At 72.3% G+C, this 16,963-nt stretch carries 14 protein-coding genes, 1 tRNA gene and 4 pseudogenes; 11 read left to right on the plus strand and 8 right to left on the minus strand.

What is annotated here, in order from left to right; genetic code table 11:
- Positions 1–101 precede the first annotated feature (101 nt).
- A complete protein-coding gene (locus tag K7B10_RS01635) occupies positions 102–1,682 on the plus strand; it encodes an FG-GAP-like repeat-containing protein (protein WP_229334160.1) in 1,581 nt (526 codons plus the stop codon).
- A 173-nt stretch (positions 1,683–1,855) separates the two neighbouring features.
- Here K7B10_RS01635 and K7B10_RS01640 read toward each other — a convergent pair whose 3' ends face one another.
- Positions 1,856–2,674 carry a maleylpyruvate isomerase family mycothiol-dependent enzyme gene (locus tag K7B10_RS01640; protein WP_229334161.1) on the minus strand — a complete coding sequence of 273 codons (819 nt, stop codon included), beginning with the start codon at positions 2,672–2,674 and terminating at the stop codon, positions 1,856–1,858.
- Between the two features lie 80 nt (positions 2,675–2,754).
- On the opposite strand from K7B10_RS01640, the gene K7B10_RS01645 reads away from it, so the two are divergent.
- Positions 2,755–2,828 (plus strand) — tRNA-Met (locus tag K7B10_RS01645).
- Positions 2,829–2,909: 81 nt separating this feature from the next.
- Here K7B10_RS01645 and K7B10_RS01650 read toward each other — a convergent pair.
- Positions 2,910–4,145: a hypothetical protein gene (locus K7B10_RS01650; RefSeq protein ID WP_229334162.1), complete on the minus strand. Its 1,236-nt coding sequence runs from the start codon at positions 4,143–4,145 to the stop codon at positions 2,910–2,912.
- 342 nt (positions 4,146–4,487) lie between these two features.
- Here K7B10_RS01650 and K7B10_RS01655 point away from each other — a divergent pair, with 342 nt between their 5' ends.
- The gene (locus K7B10_RS01655; protein ID WP_267501308.1) at positions 4,488–5,879 is read left to right on the plus strand and encodes a serine/threonine-protein kinase; all 1,392 of its coding nucleotides are present in this window, start codon (positions 4,488–4,490) and stop codon (positions 5,877–5,879) included.
- On the plus strand, positions 5,872–6,252 hold the full coding sequence (locus K7B10_RS01660; protein WP_229334164.1) for a hypothetical protein: 381 nt from the start codon (positions 5,872–5,874) through the stop codon (positions 6,250–6,252). Before K7B10_RS01655 ends, K7B10_RS01660 begins: the two co-directional genes overlap by 8 nt.
- A 69-nt stretch (positions 6,253–6,321) precedes the next feature.
- Here K7B10_RS01660 and K7B10_RS01665 read toward each other — a convergent pair.
- Positions 6,322–6,744, minus strand: a pseudogene (locus tag K7B10_RS01665) (LysR substrate-binding domain-containing protein); the annotation flags it as partial.
- Positions 6,745–6,833: 89 nt separating this feature from the next.
- Here K7B10_RS01665 and K7B10_RS01670 point away from each other — a divergent pair.
- Complete coding sequence (locus K7B10_RS01670; protein ID WP_229334165.1) at positions 6,834–7,193, plus strand: DoxX family protein; 360 nt, start codon at positions 6,834–6,836, stop codon at positions 7,191–7,193.
- Positions 7,194–7,256: 63 nt separating this feature from the next.
- On the opposite strand, the gene K7B10_RS01675 is transcribed toward K7B10_RS01670, so the two are convergent.
- Positions 7,257–7,598 (minus strand): HopJ type III effector protein, encoded by a 342-nt coding sequence (locus K7B10_RS01675; protein WP_229334166.1) that lies wholly within the window; start codon positions 7,596–7,598, stop codon positions 7,257–7,259.
- 296 nt (positions 7,599–7,894) lie between these two features.
- Between K7B10_RS01675 and ligA the strand changes: the two genes are divergently transcribed.
- Positions 7,895–9,970 (plus strand): NAD-dependent DNA ligase LigA, encoded by a 2,076-nt coding sequence (gene ligA / locus K7B10_RS01680; protein ID WP_229344690.1) that lies wholly within the window; start codon positions 7,895–7,897, stop codon positions 9,968–9,970.
- Between the two features lie 373 nt (positions 9,971–10,343).
- On the plus strand, positions 10,344–10,559 hold the full coding sequence (locus tag K7B10_RS01685) for a DUF6243 family protein (protein ID WP_229334167.1): 216 nt from the start codon (positions 10,344–10,346) through the stop codon (positions 10,557–10,559).
- A 126-nt stretch (positions 10,560–10,685) separates the two neighbouring features.
- Here K7B10_RS01685 and K7B10_RS01690 read toward each other — a convergent pair whose 3' ends face one another.
- The gene (locus tag K7B10_RS01690) at positions 10,686–11,114 is read right to left on the minus strand and encodes an arsenate reductase ArsC (protein ID WP_229334168.1); all 429 of its coding nucleotides are present in this window, start codon (positions 11,112–11,114) and stop codon (positions 10,686–10,688) included.
- A 148-nt stretch (positions 11,115–11,262) separates the two neighbouring features.
- Between K7B10_RS01690 and K7B10_RS01695 the strand changes: the two genes are divergently transcribed.
- Both K7B10_RS01695 and K7B10_RS01700 read left to right on the plus strand, forming a co-directional pair.
- Entirely contained in the window at positions 11,263–11,577 is a 315-nt protein-coding gene (locus K7B10_RS01695; RefSeq protein ID WP_229334169.1) for an ArsR/SmtB family transcription factor, read from the plus strand.
- 50 nt (positions 11,578–11,627) lie between these two features.
- Complete coding sequence (locus K7B10_RS01700) at positions 11,628–12,404, plus strand: aquaporin (protein ID WP_229334170.1); 777 nt, start codon at positions 11,628–11,630, stop codon at positions 12,402–12,404.
- Positions 12,405–12,474: 70 nt separating this feature from the next.
- Here K7B10_RS01700 and K7B10_RS01705 read toward each other — a convergent pair.
- Together K7B10_RS01705 and K7B10_RS01710 are read right to left on the minus strand one after the other, a co-directional pair.
- Positions 12,475–12,973: pseudogene (locus tag K7B10_RS01705) on the minus strand (GNAT family N-acetyltransferase).
- Positions 12,970–13,110: pseudogene (locus K7B10_RS01710) on the minus strand (transcriptional regulator); the annotation flags it as partial. The pseudogenes K7B10_RS01705 and K7B10_RS01710, both read right to left, overlap by 4 nt.
- 5 nt (positions 13,111–13,115) lie before the next feature.
- Between K7B10_RS01710 and K7B10_RS01715 the strand changes: the two are divergent.
- A pseudogene (locus K7B10_RS01715) lies at positions 13,116–13,436 on the plus strand (flavoprotein); the annotation flags it as partial.
- Here the strand turns inward: K7B10_RS01715 and K7B10_RS01720 are convergent.
- On the minus strand, positions 13,361–14,500 hold the full coding sequence (locus tag K7B10_RS01720; protein WP_229334172.1) for a DUF4132 domain-containing protein: 1,140 nt from the start codon (positions 14,498–14,500) through the stop codon (positions 13,361–13,363). The pseudogene K7B10_RS01715 and the gene K7B10_RS01720 overlap by 76 nt on opposite strands.
- Before the next feature lie 219 nt (positions 14,501–14,719).
- Here K7B10_RS01720 and K7B10_RS01725 point away from each other — a divergent pair, with 219 nt between their 5' ends.
- Positions 14,720–16,936: a PP2C family protein-serine/threonine phosphatase gene (locus tag K7B10_RS01725; RefSeq protein WP_308284457.1), complete on the plus strand. Its 2,217-nt coding sequence runs from the start codon at positions 14,720–14,722 to the stop codon at positions 16,934–16,936.
- Positions 16,937–16,963: the final 27 nt, after the last annotated feature.

Consider the following 16,963-nt stretch of genomic DNA (forward strand, 5'->3'; position numbering starts at 1 on the left):
AATGGCTGCCGAGCACGAGCAGAGGCCCGGTGCCGCCACCGGCCCCTCCGGGTTCTGCAACGACGCGTGCCCGCGCCACCCCTGAGACAAGGCAACCCCTGATGAACAAACGCACCGCCTACCTCCTCTGCGCCGCCACGGCCGCCGCCACGCTTCTGAGCGGTCCGGTCCCGGCCGGCGCCGCCCCCGTCGCGGAGCCGGCAGCCGGTCCGCAAGCGGTGAGGATCATGCCGCTCGGCGACTCCATCACTCTCGGCGCCGGCAGCTCCGACGGCTCCGGGTACCGGGGCCCGCTCTGGAACCTGCTGGCCCAGCAGACCCGTTACGTCCCCGACTTCGTGGGCTCGGGAACCTCCGGCGGGGCAGGCGACGCCGACCACGAAGGACACAGCGGATACACCGTCCCGGGGATCCGGTCCGGTATCGACCGGTGGCAGGCCGCTGCCGGCCCGGACGTGGTGCTGATCCATCTGGGCATCAACGACATCCGCCACCACCAGGCCGACCCGGTGGACACCGCGCACCAACTGCTCGCCCTCGTCGACCGGATACGGACCAACAATCCCTATGCCGCGGTCATCGTCCAGGGACTCCTGACCGACACGCCGGGGTGGGAGCAGCAGACCTCGGCGTTCAACGCCGTGGTCCAGGCCGAGGAGGCACCTCGGCAGGCGGCCGGACAGCGGTTCCGCTACGTGCCTCCGCCCCGGATGGACAACCCGGCCGAACTGCCCGACCAGTTGCACCCCTCCGACTCCGGGTACCGGAAGATGGCCGCCGCGTACCGGCCGGCGATCGACGAGGCGGTGGCGGGCGGATGGACGAGCCGGCCGTACGTCTCACGTGCCGGGAACGAGTCGGGAGCGGACGGGCGCGTGCGGTGGGCGGACTTCGACGGCGACGGCCGGCCGGACCACGTGACCATCGCGGACGACGGCAGGGTGTTCGTCCGTCTCAACCGGGCCGGCAGCACTTCCGGCAGCGCCGAGTGGCAGGATCTGGGCCAGGTCGCCCGGGGCACCACCACCGAACGCCGGCGCGTACGGCTGGCCGACTTCGACGGCGACGGCCGCTTCGACTACCTCGTCGTCAACACCGACGGTTCGGTCAACGCCTGGATCAACAAGGGCGGCGACAAGGCCGGCCAGACCGGCTGGCAGGAGATCGGCCGGGTCGCCACCGGCTTGACCCAGGACCTCACCAAGGTCCGCTTCGCCGACTGGGACGGCGACGGCCGCACCGACTACCTGCTGTTCAACGACTCCAACAACCTCGACGTCTACCTCAACAGGGGCGGCGACACCTCCGGCAGCCGGGGCTGGCAGCCCATAGGACGGGTCACCACCGCCGTCAACGACCGCAATCGGGTGCGCTTCGCGGACAACGACGGCGACAACAAGGCCGACTACCACTTCATCAAGCCCGGCGGCGGAGTCGACCTCTACCGCAACCGGGGCGGCGACGTGACCGGCTCCAACGGCTGGGAGCCGGTCGGCGAGATCGCCACTGGTGTCACCGCCGACCACAGCAGGGTCCATTTCGCGGACTTCAACGGCGACGGCCACGCCGACTACGTCTTGGCCGACCCCGACGGCGGCGCCTCCGTCTGGTTGTGGAACGGCGGCGACCCGTCCGGCCCGAACGGCTGGACGGGCATCGGCCGGGCAGTCGGCGGCAGCTGACCGACCTTGCCGCACCCGCGGCGACCGCGCCGCGTCGCCGCGCGCGGTGCTCGGCGACCGAAGGCCGGGGGCCGGCGACCGAAGGCCGGGGGCCGGGGGCCGGGGGCCGGGGGCCGTTGACGGTGACCCGCTTCGGCCGGCCCGAGAGCACGCGCCCCTGATCGCGGCCGGGTTCAGGCCGGCGGAACGAGGGTGAACCAGTGCTCGAGGAGTGCCCCGTCACCGGTGACGTCCAGGCCGGTGGCGGGGAGCCGTTGCCAGAGGAACAGGGTCAGTTCGGAGGCCGTGCCCGCGGCCTCGACGCCCACCGGTCCGGTGCCGTCCGGTTCCAGCCGCACCCCGGCGCCGGTGAACTCCAGCGTCCAGGACTCGGGGCCGTCGGTGCGGCGGAAGCGGTAGCGCTCCCCCCTCCCCGCCGGGGCCGGCTTCCAGCCGCGCCGGGCCGGGGCCATGAACTCGAAGGTCTGGGCGACCGCGTCCGTGGCGAAGGCGGGATCGAAGGGGGCCGGGTCGCCGGTGACGGATTCCGCGTCCCAGCGGTGGACGGCCTGTTCGATGGTCTGCATGCGCAACCAGAAGCCGCTGGTCCGCTCCGCCGACCAGCTCCACACCGGTACGTCCGGTCCCATCTCGCGCAGCGCCTCCGCCAGTTCCCGGGCGGCGGCGGCCGACCAGTCGAAGAGCTCCTCGGGGACGGGGCCGCGGTGCGGTGTCGCGTCGTGCCGGGGCCAGGCGGCCCGTACCGCCGGGTCCTCGGGGAGTGCGTAGAGGGCGAGGTCCGTGGGGTCCGGCGGTTCCGTGTGCCGCTCCCGGAGGATGTGCGCGAGGTAGCGCTGGACGCTGCCGAGGTGGCCGACGAGGTCGGCGACCGACCAGCCGGGGCAGGACGGCACCGGCGGGGCTTCGCGGCCGCCGCCGGCCGCCCGCCGTACGGCGTCGTCGAAGGCCTCCGCCTCGCTCCTGAAGACGCCGAGCCTGGTGAGGTGATCCATACGGTCCACCCTGCCCGGTACGGGGCAGTGGAATCCGGTCGGAGCGCGGTGCGGTCGTGCCGTAAGGTGGGGTTCACCGACGCGGGGTGGAGCAGCTCGGTAGCTCGCTGGGCTCATAACCCAGAGGTCGCAGGTTCAAATCCTGTCCCCGCTACTGAAGGTGAAGGGCCCGGATCCTCGAATGGATCCGGGCCCTTCACCTGTGCCGGGGCGCCTCAGCGGCCGCTGCGGCGGCTCAAGGCCGGGCCAGGATGTCGGTCGCACGGTGCGCGTAGATCACCCGGCCGCAGGGCGAACCGGAGTCCGTGCAGGTCGGGTCCGTGGCGTCCATGCGGTGTTCGGTCAGCGACCACAGGTACCGCGTACCGCCGCCCGGCACGCCCTGACCGTGCTCGAAGGACAGGTCCTCCGGACCGACCGCGTTGGTGATGTTGGCGCCGTAGTCCACCAGACGGCCCCCGGAAACCGTCGCCCGGCGCAGGCTGCCGCTGTGGGTGGTCCAGCTGCGGTTGAAGTAGTACACGCCGTCGTAGCGTGCCGCGCCTTGGGTGAGGTCGCGGGGCAGGTAGAAGGCGCCCGTTGCGCCGACCACGCCGCCTGCCGACTTCAGGAGGCCGGTGGCGTCGTCGACCGGCAGTGCGCCGACCCGCCCCTTCTCGGGGTGCGTGTCGTCGGAGTCGCAGTACTCGCCCATGATCAGAGCCGGAGCGGCGGAGTCGCTGCGGTCGACGGAGATGTAGGACGCCTTCGGCGCCCCGGTGGCCGCGCAGGTCGCCGCAGAGGAATTGCCCTGGGCGCTGACGAACTTGTACGAGGCCACCTGCGGCATGACGTACCGGTACGTGTGGCCGTAGTAGACGTTGTTCTGCCGGCCGATCTGGGTCTCGTCGCGGACGTTGCTCTTCAGGCCGTCCAGCGTGGTGTCGTCCACCGATGCGTTCTGGTCCGGGTTCAGGTCCAGGATGGAACGCATGTCGAAGACCCGCAGGCCGTTCAGGGTGTCCGCGACGTAGAGGTAGTACTTGTACCAGGCGATGCCGCCCGCGTGGATGTCGACCGCCTTGTAGGAGACGTGGTCGTAGCTGTTGTAGTACGGCTCCACCAGCAGGACGTGCCGGTAACGCCGGCCGTCGGGGTCGCCCGGTATCGCGGTCTGCGGGTCGAGGAAGGACAGCCGCACGCCCTTGCCGCCGGCCTTGTCGTACCAGGCGGTGACCAGTGGCTTGCGCGAGCCCCACAGCTCGTCGGTCTGGGCGTCCGAGACACCCGTCATGCCCTGAGGGATCCATTCCTCGGTGGCGGAGTCGCCCGGATCCCAGCAGAGCTTCTTGGCGGGAGCGAGCACCTTGCCGTCGTCGCCCGAACCGAACGGGTCCGTGGTGCAGGACGCGCCCGTCTTCGCGACCCGGTTGCCCTGGTCGAGCAGGTCCTGGACGCCCTGCGTGGGCAAGGCCGCCTTCAGAGCGGCCACTTGACCGCTCAGATCGGGTCCGGACTTGAGGTTGAAGGAGGACGCGGCCGCCGGGTCTCCGGGAGCCGCCTCGGCGGGAGTACCGATCGCCGGAACCAAAAGGACCGCCGCGACCGCACTGGCGACCCAACCGGCATGTCTGCCGGGGGATTTACGGGGTGGCATCGTTGATTCCTCGACCTTCACTGGGGAGAAAGCGAAGATCATACGTATGGCCGGCCGTCGCCCGCGCACCCGCCCCCAGGACACATCGACGCCACGGATTCGATCGATGGCCCCACGCGCCCCTCCTGGATTCCGTACGCTGCGTGCGTCCGCAGGGGTGAGACCGAGTGGGGGAGCATGGCAGGCCCAGAGGGAGCAGGTCCCGTACTCGGGGGCCGCTACCGTCTCGTGCGCCCGATGGGTTCCGGCGGATCCGGGCGGACGTGGGAGGCGTACGACGAGCTCCTCGGCACCCGCGTGGTGGCCAGGGAGTTACGGGCGCCCTGGACGCTGACGGACGCCGAGCTCGGGAACTGGCTGCGGTGGACGGAACGGCAGGTCCGTTGGACGGCTGGATCACCCCGGCATCCGAACCTGGTGCCCGTCCACGACCTGGTGGTCGACGGCCCCGGCCTCTGGACCGTCATGGAGTTCACCGAAGGGCAATCGCTGGCGGCCCGCCTCGAAGAGCGGGGGCCTCTGAGCACGCCGGAGGCCGCACGCATCGCCACCGCCCTGCTGGTCGCGCTGCAGGCAGCGCACAAGGCGATGTTCGTGCACGGCGCGGTCCGCCCGGAGAACGTGATGCTGGACGGCGACAGGGTGGCCCTGCTCATCGACCCCGAGACCGCCACCCGCGCCGGGGACCACGGGGACGACGAACCGGCGGCACCCAGCCGGCTCGTACGCCGGGTGGACTACCTCGCGCCGGAGCGGATCCGGGGACTCCCCCAACAGCCGGCGAGCGACCTGTACGCCCTCGGGATCACGCTGTACGAGGCTGTCGAGGGGATCTCGCCGTTCCGCGGTCACTCCCCCGCAGCCGTCCTGACCGCCATCCTGAACCAGCCGCCCCCACCGATGGAGCGCGCCCGGTCACTGGAACCGCTGATCGATGGGCTCCTGCGGAAGGACCCCGCGGCCCGCCTCACGCTCCCCCAGGCCTGGCAGATCCTGAACCCTTCTGCGCCCGTCGGCGAGGACGCCCCGCCACATGCCATGCCGGCGCCCAGGCCCGCGACCCCCGCGCCCGTCCGCGACTACGCCCGCGCGCAGGCCGTGCCCGAGCCCGTGTCGCAAGCCGTGCCCGAGGCCGCGCCGCGGGCCATGCCCGGCCCCCTGCACCCTCCCCCGACCACGGCGTCCGGCGGCAACAGCGCCCTGTTCGTGGCGGCCGTGCTCCTGCTGGCCCTGGTCGCGATGTGCGTTCTGCTGGCGCGCCCGGTGGTGGACTACGCCGGATCCCTCGCGGCGGCCTCCCTCTGGCCCGCCGTGCTGCCGTGGATGGCCTTCGTGCTCGGGCTGCTCGCACTCGGGCACCAAGTGCGTGCCACCGTACGGCGGGAGGGATCCCGGCACCCCTTGCGGTCGCGGCTCTCGCTGGTACCGCCGCCGCCGTGGTCGCCGCAGGAGCTCGCCGCCCGCCGCGAGGCGGCCGAGCGGTCCGTGGAGGAGTCCTTGCTGCGGGTCGACCAGCGGCTGGCAGCCGCCTCGCCCCGCCCGAACCGGAAGGGGGGCATCGATGCGTGAGCAGGACCCCGCCACCCCCGTACCGGAGGCGGCTGGCGCGTCGGCCGCGCCCGCAGCGCCGGCCCCGAGTGTCATGCCCTCCTTCCCCCATGCGGATGAGGCGTCGAAGTGGAAGGAGATCGAACCGGACCACCTCGCGTGGCGGCGCGCCCTGGTGGAACGCCAGTTGCGACAGGAGCGCCTGGACCAGTGGACGGGCTACGGCTTCCGGCTGCTGGAGTACGCGATCGTCGTGGGGTTCGGCGTGGCCTTCGTCTGGCTCGGCTTCTACGCGGTGGACCACAAGGCCTCGGGGCAGGCCGCCCCGCTGATCGGCGGCGGGATGGCCGGGCTGGTCAGCGCGGTGCTCGCGGTACGGAACCGGCGGAACTGAGGGCGCGACGCACCGGAGCTGGCCGCCGGCCCGCCCGACACGGGCTGCGGCAGCACCGGTTGCCGGTGCTCAGCGACGGTACGCGGTCGTCGCGGTCTCGACGAAGGATCGGATCAGCGGGTTGGTGTCGCCCTCGTTCCACACCGCCACCACTCGGCTCGGCGGCATGTCGAGCAGCGGTACCACGGCCAGCTCCGCGGGCAGGTCGTGTCCGAGCGGGGCCAGGCCGACCGTGCCGTTCCACAGCACGGCTTGCAGGCACTCCTGGACGGCGCGCACCACGGGGCCCTCGCGCGGCCTGCCGCCGTTCCAGTACGACTGCCGGACGGGGTCGGTGCCCGGCGGGAACTGGAACCAGCGGCGGTCGCTCAGCTCGGCCAGCCGCAGGCCGTCGCGGCGGGCCGGCGGATCATCGGCGCGCAGGACCACCCCGACCGGACCGGTCCGCAGTGCACGCACCGTCAGGGCGGTCTCGTCGAACGGCGCCTGGGTCTGCCCGGAGCTCGCCGGCGGCCGGCCGCTGACGCCACGGGCCAACATCGACGGGTCCCCCGTGCACCGGCGGACCATGAACGGGAACCATGAACATCGCCTATGGGATCGTCGCGGGACTGCTCGCGCTCTTCTGCTTCTACGCGGGCACACTCAAGGTGACCCGCACCCGCGATCGGCTCCGGCCGATGATGGCCTGGGTCGACCACATGCCCTTGCCTGCCGTCAGGGCGCTGGGGACGGTGGAAATCCTCGGCGCGACGGGCCTGATCCTGCCGCCGCTGACCGGCATCGCCCCCTCGCTGGCACCGGCCGCGGCCATCGGCTTCGTACTCCTGCAGACCGGCGCGATCACCGTCCACCTGATCGGCGAAGACCGCCGCATCGCACTCAACGCCGGACTCACCGTGACCGCGGCCGTCACCATCTGGCTGGCCACCGGGATGTGATCGAGCAGGGCCCTCGACCGCGGGATGCGACGTCGGAGCCTGCCACCCACGGCCTTTCGCTGTTCAGCTCTTGCGGGCCAACGGCGGCCCGGCGAACTTCACCCCGTGCAGACCATGGGCCATGAGGTTGCGGATGTTCCCGTGATCGCTGTCGTCCGGCGTCGCCAGCACGCTGCGGTAGTGCTCGCCGAAGGCCAGCAGCGTCTCTTGATCGCTCAGGCCTTCCAGCAGGGCCAGTCCCAGCGTCTTGCAGGAGCCCTCGTTCGTACCCGCGGCATTCTCCAGCTCCCCGTTGCGGAACGCCTGTGGCTGATAGTCGTAGTGCGCGGCGACGAAGGCCAGGGTGTCGGCGAACTCGTGCTCACCTGACGCAAGGCTTGCCCGCAGCGAGTTCAGATCAGTCATGGTGGTTCCCCTGGGTTGAAGAGACGGTCCGATTGCCGTCGGTGGCCGGACGACACTACCTTCCTTCGGCTGGCCGGCAGGGATCGCGCCACATGTCGGAACGGCGGCATCTGCGCAGTTCACGGTGTACGACCACGCGACGCGGCGAGAGCCGGCTTCGGTCCCCCGGTGATCGGCCGGGAGGGTGGTGCCGGTCAGCGGCCGCTGCCTTCCCCGCCCCGTGCCGCGGCGGTGCCCGGCTGCGCGCCGTGGCGCGGCGGGGTCGAGCGGTGGCGTTGTCAGTGCGGGGCAGCATGATGACCGTCATGACCGAAAACAACGCCCTGCTCTCTCCTGCCGCCTACGTGGAGGCCGTGACCACCGCCCTGGCGGCCTCGGCCGCGTACTACGGGGACGGGTCCACCCCGCTCGGTGACGACGAGTACGACGGGTTGCTGCGCGCCATCACGGCCTACGAGGAGGCCCACCCGGACGAGGTGCTCGCCGAGTCGCCGACCGGGAAGGTGGCGGGCGGGGCCGTGCAGGGTGACGTGCCGCACTCGGTGCCGATGCTCTCCCTCGACAACGTCTTCGACGCCGGCGAGCTCACGGAGTGGGCCGCGGGCCTGGAACGGCGTCTCGGGCACCCTGTGGCCGGGTGGTGCGTGGAACCGAAGCTCGACGGTCTCGCGGTGGCCGCCCGGTACCGGGGTGGTCGGCTCGTTCAGGTCCTCACCCGCGGCGACGGCTTGGCAGGGGAGGACATCACCCACGCCGCCGACGCCGTCCTCGGTCTGCCGCCGGTGCTCACCAAGCCGATCGACGTCGAGTTGCGCGGCGAGGTGCTCCTGACGACCGCGCAGTTCGAGGAGGCCAACCGGATCCGGCTCACCCACGAGGCCACGCCCTTCGCGCACCCGCGCAGCGGAGCGGCCGGCACACTGCGGGCCAAGGACCGCCCCTACCGCATCGAGTTGACCTTCTTCGCCTACAGCGCGATCGGCCTGGACGACCTCGGCCACCTGGCCCTGCTGGAGAATCTGGCCGCGCTCGGCGCGAACACGGCCGCCAGCACGGCCGCCGCCCCGATGCGGTGCGAGACCGTGGAGCAGGTGCAGGAACGTATCGACGTGATCGCCGGCCTGCGCGCGGACCTGCCGTTCGGGATCGACGGTGTCGTCGTCAAGGCCGACACGGCCGAGGACCAGCGGCAGGCCGGCAACGGCTCGCGCGCCCCGAGGTGGGCGGTGGCCCGGAAACTGGCGGCCGAACACAAGGTGACGCGCCTGCTGGCGGTGGAGTGGAACGTCGGCCGGACCGGGATCATCGCCCCGCGCGCCGTCCTGGAGCCCGTGGTCATCGACGGGGTGACGGTCACCTACGCCACGCTGCACAATCCGTCCGACATCACCCGTCGCGGGCTCATGATCGGCGACCAGGTCTTCGTGTACCGCGCCGGCGACGTGATCCCCCGGGTCGAGGCACCGCTGGTCGACCAGCGCACCGGCGCCGAGAGCCCGATCGTCTTCCCCGAGGCGTGCCCGCGCTGTGGCGACGCGATCGACACCTCCGAGCAGCGGTGGCGGTGCGTGCGCGGCCGGAGCTGCCAGGCCGTGGCCTCGGTGATCTACGCGGCCGGCCGGGACCAGCTCGACATCGAAGGTCTCGGCGGCACGCGCGCGATCCAGCTGGTGGAGGCCGGTCTGGTCAGGGACGTCGCCGACCTGTTCACGCTGACCCGCGAGCAGCTCCTCGGTCTGGAGCGCATGGGCGAGACCAGCGCCGCCAACCTCCTGGCCGCGATCGAGACCGCCCGCGGGGCCGCGTTGAACCGCGTGTTCTGCGCCCTGGGTGTCCGAGGTACCGGGCGCACGATGTCCCGCCGGATCGCCGCGCACTTCGGCTCGATGGCCGCGATCCGGGCCGCCGACGCGGAAGCGCTGGCCGAGGTCGACGGCATCGGCACCGAGAAGGCCCGCATCATCGCGGCCGAACTCGTCGAACTCGCCCCGCTCCTCGACAAACTCCAGGCCCAGCAGGTCGGGACACAGGTCACCGAGCCGCAGAAGCCCCCGACCGACGCGAGTGACGCAAGTGACGCGACCGGCGCGACCGTTGGCGAGGCGTCGGCGGGCGGCCCGCTGGCCGGACAGGCCGTCGTGGTCACCGGCTCCATGACCGGCCCCCTCGCGGTGTTGTCCCGGAACGAGATGAACGAGCTGATCGAGCGGGCCGGCGGAAAGGCATCCTCGTCGGTGTCCAAGCGCACCACCCTCGTGGTGGCGGGCGAGAAGGCCGGCTCCAAGCGCACCAAGGCCGAGGAACTGGGCATCCGCATCCTCGACCCGGAGGAGTTCGCCGTCCTCGTCGCCGAATTCCTCCCCGCCCCCTGAAGGGTGTAGCAGAAGGTTCGTCTCGGGCAGGCCAGGGTGGTGCTTGAGCTGCTGGTTCACCGTGTCAGGGTGAGGTTGTGCATGGTGGCGAGGGGGTGGCCGACGCGCGTGGCGGGCACGCTCGGCCTGCGGACCGAGTTCCTTCTGCCTCGAATCCGCTGCACGGCCGCGACCGGATGTTCCCCCCTCCCCCGGGGCGGCGCAAGGGTTGGCGTGCGTGGCCTGCGGGACCGGGTAACGTCTTTGTCATGTTCTTCCAGAGGCCGATTTACGAGTGAGGGCGTGATGGGCCCCTGCTGACGTCCTTCGACGTCGCCGCCCGTCCCCCACCGATGAATCCGTAGATCACTTCACATCACCACCGGGAGAACCCGTGACCGACAGCAAGAACATCAACAACCCCGTGGGCCAGGGTGGCGGCCAGCGCAAGAAGCTGTCCCGCGCCGAACGGCAGAACAACGGTCCGCATCGCAACCGCGACCGCCAGAACGCTGCCGACCGGAAGGCGGAGCTGGTGCGCAAGATGCGCGAGAAGGCAGGCGCGGCCGAGGGCGGCGGGCAGACGGGCGATGACACCGCCCAGGGCTGACGCACCGTCGCCGCAGGGCGATACCGCACGGGCAGGGCCCGGACCGCTACGCGCGGTCCGGGCCCTGCTGCCGTACCGGGCCCCATCGAGCTGCTCCCGCTCCGTGGAGAGGGGCCGGGCGCGGGATCAGCCCTGCTTCTTGGCGTCGATCTCTGCGATCAGGCCCTCGACGAGGACCTTGATCTCGTCGCGGATGGGGCGGACGGCCTCGACGCCCTGGCCGGCCGGGTCTTCCAGCTGCCAGTCGAGGTAGGTCTTGCCGGGGAAGTACGGGCAGGCGTCGCCGCAGCCCATGGTGATGATGTAGTCCGAGGCCTGGGCGGCCTCGGGGGTGAGGACCTTCGGCTTCTGGTCGGAGATGTCGATGCCCAGCTCGGCCATGGCGGCGACGGCGGAGGGGTTGATCTGCTCGCCGGGCACGGAGCCGGCGGAGCGGACCTCGACGCGGTCGCCGGCAAGGTGGCGCAGGAACCCCGCCGCCATCTGGGAGCGGCCCGCGTTGTGGATGCAGACGAACAGGACGGAGGCGGCAGGAGCGGCAGGAGCGGAGGACATCTGTTCTTCCTTGGGGGTCAGCTGCGGTGGAGAAGTGCCGGGGGGCGATGTGCTGCGCCACCTCGCCCGCGTGGTGCGTGCCCACGGAGGAGACCGCGAGGTCAGCTTGGGCTGGTGTCAGCCCCAGCTGATGTGACAGTATCAGCCCATGATGACGTCAGTCGACACTGATCTGATCCGGGTTCTGGCCGACCCGCTCCGGCTCAAGATCGTGACCCTGCTCGCCCGCGAGACGCTCTGCACCACTCACCTCGTGGAGGAGACGGGCGCCAAGCAGACGAACCTCTCCAACCACATGAAGGTGCTGCGGGAGGCGGGGGTCGTGGATACGGAGCCGTGCGGGAGGTACGTCTACTACCGCCTGCGCCCGGAGGTCATCGAAGCCCTCGCCGGTCAGTTCGCCGACCTCGCCCGGAGCGCGCGGGCCACCGCGGAGGCGAACCTCAAGCGGTCCTGTCCATAGCCTTCGTGGCCTTTGCCCGCCCTGCCTCACCTGCCCGAGGAGAACCAGCCTTGACCGCCACCCGGCCCGCCGACACCCCGATATCTGCCGAAGTGCCCCGGCCCGCACCCGGCGCGACCCCGCCCCGCACCCCGCTGATCGCCCGCGCCGCCGCCGAACTGGTCGGCACCGCCGCCCTCGTCGCGGTCGTCGTCGGCTCCGGCATCCAGGCCACGAAGCTCACCCAGGACGTGGCACTTCAGCTGCTGGCCAACTCCACCGCCACCGTCTTCGGGCTCGGCGTCCTCATCGCGCTCCTCGGCCCGGTGTCCGGCGCGCACTTCAACCCGGCCGTGACGCTGGCCGAATGGTGGACCGCCCGCCGTGGCGGCGCCGGCGTCACCGCCCGCGAGCTCGCCGTCTACGTGCCTTCGCAGATCGCCGGCGCGATCGCGGGCGCGATCCTGGCCGACGCGATGTTCGGCGAACCGCTGGTCAAGTGGTCCACGCACGACCGCTCCGCCGGAAACCTCCTCCTCGGCGAGCTCGTGGCCACCGCCGGCCTGGTCCTGCTGATCTTCGGCCTGGCCCGCACCGACCGGCTCCGCTTCGCCCCCGTCGCCGTCGCCTCGTACATCGGCGCCGCGTACTGGTTCACCTCCTCCACCTCCTTCGCCAACCCGGCCGTCACCATCGGCCGCGCCTTCACCGACACGTTCGCGGGCATCGCCCCGGCCTCGGTCCCGGCGTTCGTCGGTGTGCAGTTGGTGGGCGCGGTGGTGGGCCTGGCGCTGGTGGCGGTCATCTTCCTGCGCGGCGAGACGGGCTCCGCGACGCCCTCGGCCTAGGGCCACGGCTACGACCTCGGCCGAACCTTCCGCGACCCCGTCCCGGGCGCCTCGGCGCCCGGACGGGCTCTCACCCCACGTTCGGGCTGCGGCGACGTTCCAGCAGTACGACCTCGCGCCAGACGCCGTGATGGCGGCCGATGCGCTCGCGGGTGCCGATGATCCGGAAGCCGGCCCGCTGATGGAGGGCCAGGCTCGCGCGGTTCTCGGGGAAGATGCCGGACTGGATCGTCCAGATCCCCGCGGCCTCGGTCGAGCCGATCAGCGCGGTGAGAAGGCGCATGGCGACCCCTTGCCCGCGGGCGGCAGGGTGGACGTAGACGGAGTGCTCGACCACACCCGCGTACGCGCACCGGTCCGAGACCGTGCTCGCCGCGACCCAGCCCAGGACCTTGTTCTCGCCGTCCTTGCCGAGGGCGACGCAGCGGCGGCAGCTTGCCCGCCGCGAACGCCTCCCACGTCGGGGCGGTGGTCTCGAAGGTGGCGTCGCCCTCGTCGATCCCCGCCTGATAGATCGCCAGGACCTCATCCGCGTGCGCTTCGGCCAGCGGCGCGATGGCGATGCTCATACGGCGGCCGCGCGGGTCAGGAGCTGTCCCATGGCGGCGAGCACCGCGGGCTCGACCCGGTGGTACACCCAGGTGCCGCGCCGCTCGGAGGACAGCGGGCCCGCCTCCCGCAGCTTCTTCAGGTGATGGGAGACCGTTCTTCCACCCCGAGCAGGGCGTCTATCTCGCCGGTATGAAGTCCTACGGCCGGGCCCCGACCTTCCTCGCCATGACCGGCTACGAGCAGGTCCGCTCCATCGCCGCCGCGCTCGCCGGTGACCGCGAGGCTGCCGAGCGCGTCGAACTCACCCTTGCCGAGACCGGGGTGTGCGGCGGCGCGGGCCTCTTCGACGAGCCGGAAGCCGCCGAGCAGGGCGGTGGGGGCTGCCGCGCCGCCCCGGCGGCGCCTCACCCCGCCACGGGCTCTGGCACGGCTCCTTCGTCGGGGCGCCGCCGCACCTCCGTCGCGGCGGGCACGGCGTAGAAGTCCGGGGGCAGGGGGCGGTAAGCGGTCTCGTTCGGGAGCCGGTACTCCCAGGCCAGTGCGCGTGTGGCCACGCCCGTGACCGGGTGGTCCCGGTAGTACCGGACCCAATCCGTCCACAGCCAGGTCCGCGTCCCACCGGCCAGTGCTCCCAGCCGCTGCCGCTCCTCCGCCAGGGTCTTGCCGACGTTCTGCGCGTAGCGCCGGACCAAGGTCACGCTGTCGGCCCGCATCGGCGTCTTGTAACCGGCCGGGGAACGGAACGGGGCCGTCGTGCGGGTGACGTGGTCACCTTCGGCCCAGTCGACGGTGACCTGTCCGGTGTCGTGCAGGGTGACGACCGCGTCGACCGAGGCGTTCCACCACAGCACCCCCTTCCCGAACCAGCCGACCGTCAAAGTCCCGTCACGCTCGAGCCCGTGCCGCGGTACGGTGCGCTCGGCGAGCTCGTGCGCGGGGACTCCGAGCCGCGCGGCGGCCTTCTTCACGGACTTCACCAGGACCTTCTGCGGGTGCAGGGCGCGGGCGACGTCGTAGTGCAGGGCCCACAGTTCCTCCATCGCCTCCGGGCCGGGCAGGTCGCCGAGCGCCGCGAAGGCCGCGCCCGCGATCTCGTGGTCCACCCGGTGGTAAGTGTCCATGGCCTGGGCGTTCTTACGGGCGACCGCGGCGAGATCGGCGCTCAGCCCCTCGCTGTCCCGGCGGAGCCAGCCGGCGGCGAGGAGGAAGCCGATCGCAAGACCGCGCGCCCGCGAAGCAGGTTTGATCATCCCGAGTTCGCGGATCGCGTGCTCGGGGTCGTCCATGTCGTGGAACGACCCTCCCCGGGCCAACTCCTGCACCGCGTAACGCACCAGCTCATCGGCGCCGTCCGCCTTGAGCAGCACCTTCGCCCGGCGCTTCCAGGCGGCGTCGACCTTGTACCGCCAGTTCCAGAACCCGTCGGATGTCCCCAGGTGTACGACCAGCTCACCCAACTCGGGCGACAGGCCGGTCAACCGCTCGCGCGTACGGGTGCTCCAGGCGTTGCCGGGATCGAACAGGTCCGTCACAAGATCACTCATGCCGTGATGCTGCCAAACCACACTGACATCGACCCGGGCCGGGCCACGCCCGGGGCCATTGCGTCCCGGTCATGCGGACTGTAGCCCCCTGCCCCCTTCACCCCCATACGTGACGCCAGGTAACCGTCCGATCGCACACGGCGGGAGGCGGGCGGCCGCGGGCTCGCCGGGGTGGGGCGTAGCGGCGCGCGGGCGGCGCGTGGGGGGGACGATGGACGGGTGCGAGACCTTCCAGGGCGTGACCAGGGGGCCGAGCCGCCGCCCGGGACCGCCGAGGGCGTCGACGGGGCCGAGGGGGCCGAGGGGGCCGATCAGCGGGCACTCGGCGAGGCCCTGGTCCGGGCTTGCGCGGCCGCGGGGGCGTCCATCGGCATGCTCTACCTGCCCGACCCCGCCCGACGCGTCCTGCACCTGGCGATGACCCTCGGTCTGGCCCGTGAGTTCGCGCTGCCCTGGTCCCGGGTCGTCGTGGACGATTCCATCCCGGTGGCCGACGCGGTCCGCGACGGGCGGTTCGTCTGGCTGGGCGGCCAGGAGGAGACGGCCCGGCGCTACCCGCGCCTCGGCCTCGTCCTGCCGTACGACTTCGCCCTCGCCGCCGCCCCGCTCGTCCCCGACCCGGCGCCCGCGGCGGCGGAGCCCACCGGGGCCGGGCTCATCCTCCTGTGGCCCGGTTCCCATGCGCCCCACCTGACCGACCGGGAACGCGACGCCGTGGACTCGGCCTGCGGCCGTCTCGCGAACCACCTGCGCAGGGCCGCCGACACCGGACACCCCGTCCGGCCGCCGGCGCAGCCGGTCATGCTGCGACCGCTTCCCCCTCCCACGCCCGGACCCGTCGAGGCTGCTGCCGCCATGGCCTTCATCCGCCGACTGCCCGGAGGCAACTGCGCACTCGATCTGAACGGCACGATCACCTTCATCACCGCCGAGGCTGCCGAGCTGCTGGGCGCGCCCGTCTCCCGCCTCCGCGGCGCCCTGCCCTGGGAAGCGCTGCCCTGGATGGACACGCCCGTCATCGAGGACCACTACCGGGCCGCGGCGATCAGCCGGCTGCCGCGCAGCTTCACCGCCGCGCCCCCGGTCGGCCGCTACCTGCGCTTCGACCTCTACCCGGACGACACGGGGATCAGCGTCCGCATCACCCCGGTCGCCGCCGACGAGCCCGTCCCGCCGCCCGCCCCGCGGACGGCCGCCCCCGCGGAACCCTCACCCAGCCGGGCCACCGCCCTCTACCAGCTCATGCACCTGGCGGCCGCCCTCACGGAGGCCGTCCACGCCCGAGACGTCGTCGAGCACGCCGCCGACCTGCTCGTCCCCGCGCTCGGCGCCCAGGCCCTGGCCCTTCTGGTGGCCGAGGAGCAGCGCCTGCGCATCGTCGGCTTCCGCGGCTACCCGGCCGAGCTCATGGCCCGCTACGACGGCATCCCGCTCGGCGTCCACACGGCCAGCACCCATGGCCTGCGCACGGGCGAGCCGCTGTTCTTCGCGTCGGAGGGCGAGCTCGCGGCCGCCTTCCCGGCCGTCGTGATCGGGGACGGCATGGCGGCGTGGGCCTTCCTGCCCCTCATCGCGTCCGGCCGGCCCATCGGCACCCTCATCCTGGCCTACGCGCAGCACCATCCGTTCGTCCCCGGTGAGCGGGCGATCCTGACCTCCCTCGCCGGACTCATCGCCCAGGCCCTGGACCGTGCCCGCCTCTACGACGCCACCCACCAGCTCGCCCACAGTCTGCAGACCGGTCTGCTGCCGCGCGTCCTACCGGACGTCCCGCACCTCGAAGTGGCCGCCAGATACCTGCCGGCGGCGCACGGGTTCGACATCGGCGGCGACTTCTACGACCTCATCCGGATCGACGACACCACCGTCGCGGCCGCCGTGGGCGACGTCCAGGGCCACAACGTGAACGCCGCGGCCCTCATGGGCCAGGTCCGCACAGCCGTCCACGCGTCCGCCGGCGAGCACCCGGCGGAGGTCCTCGCCCGCACCAACCGGCTCCTGACCGACCTCGAACCCGGGCTCTTCACCAGCTGCGTGTACGCCCACATCGACCTCGCGACCCGCACCGCCCACCTGGCCACGGCCGGCCATCCGCCCCCGCTGCTGCGCCACGCCGGCGGCCCGGCGCGGGTGCTCCGCCTGCCGCCCGGGCTGCTCCTCGGCATCGATCCGGACGCCTCGTACACGGCCGTCGAGATCCCGTTCGAGCCGGGCAGCCTGCTCGTCTTGTACACCGACGGGCTGGTCGAGGTGCCCGGCGAGGACCTGGAGGACGGCATCGCAGCCGTCGCCGCCCGCATCGCCGCAACCGACGAACGCCACGCGGTGGGCGCGCTGGCGGACGACCTCATCGGCCAAGCCCGCGGCGGAGCCCCCCGTACCGACGACATCGCCCTGCTCCTGCTGCGCTTCGCCCAGGAGGGGCGGCACGCGTGACGGGGCTGTCGTGGGCCCGCCCGCCGC

Source organism: Streptomyces flavotricini, assembly GCF_020639365.1.
GTDB classification, from domain to species: Bacteria; Actinomycetota; Actinomycetes; order Streptomycetales; family Streptomycetaceae; genus Streptomyces; species Streptomyces flavotricini.

What these genes read in the sequence shown, in the direction of transcription:
- K7B10_RS01635 (WP_229334160.1), top strand. Translation starts at nt 102, where the DNA reads ATGAACAAACGCACCGCCTACCTCCTCTGCGCCGCCACGGCCGCCGCC.
- K7B10_RS01640 (WP_229334161.1), bottom strand. Translation starts at nt 2,674, where the DNA reads ATGGATCACCTCACCAGGCTCGGCGTCTTCAGGAGCGAGGCGGAGGCC.
- K7B10_RS01655 (WP_267501308.1), top strand. Translation starts at nt 4,488, where the DNA reads ATGGCAGGCCCAGAGGGAGCAGGTCCCGTACTCGGGGGCCGCTACCGT.
- K7B10_RS01660 (WP_229334164.1), top strand. Translation starts at nt 5,872, where the DNA reads ATGCGTGAGCAGGACCCCGCCACCCCCGTACCGGAGGCGGCTGGCGCG.
- K7B10_RS01670 (WP_229334165.1), top strand. Translation starts at nt 6,834, where the DNA reads ATGAACATCGCCTATGGGATCGTCGCGGGACTGCTCGCGCTCTTCTGC.
- K7B10_RS01675 (WP_229334166.1), bottom strand. Translation starts at nt 7,598, where the DNA reads ATGACTGATCTGAACTCGCTGCGGGCAAGCCTTGCGTCAGGTGAGCAC.
- ligA (WP_229344690.1), top strand. Translation starts at nt 7,895, where the DNA reads ATGACCGTCATGACCGAAAACAACGCCCTGCTCTCTCCTGCCGCCTAC.
- K7B10_RS01690 (WP_229334168.1), bottom strand. Translation starts at nt 11,114, where the DNA reads ATGTCCTCCGCTCCTGCCGCTCCTGCCGCCTCCGTCCTGTTCGTCTGC.
- K7B10_RS01695 (WP_229334169.1), top strand. Translation starts at nt 11,263, where the DNA reads ATGATGACGTCAGTCGACACTGATCTGATCCGGGTTCTGGCCGACCCG.
- K7B10_RS01720 (WP_229334172.1), bottom strand. Translation starts at nt 14,500, where the DNA reads ATGAGTGATCTTGTGACGGACCTGTTCGATCCCGGCAACGCCTGGAGC.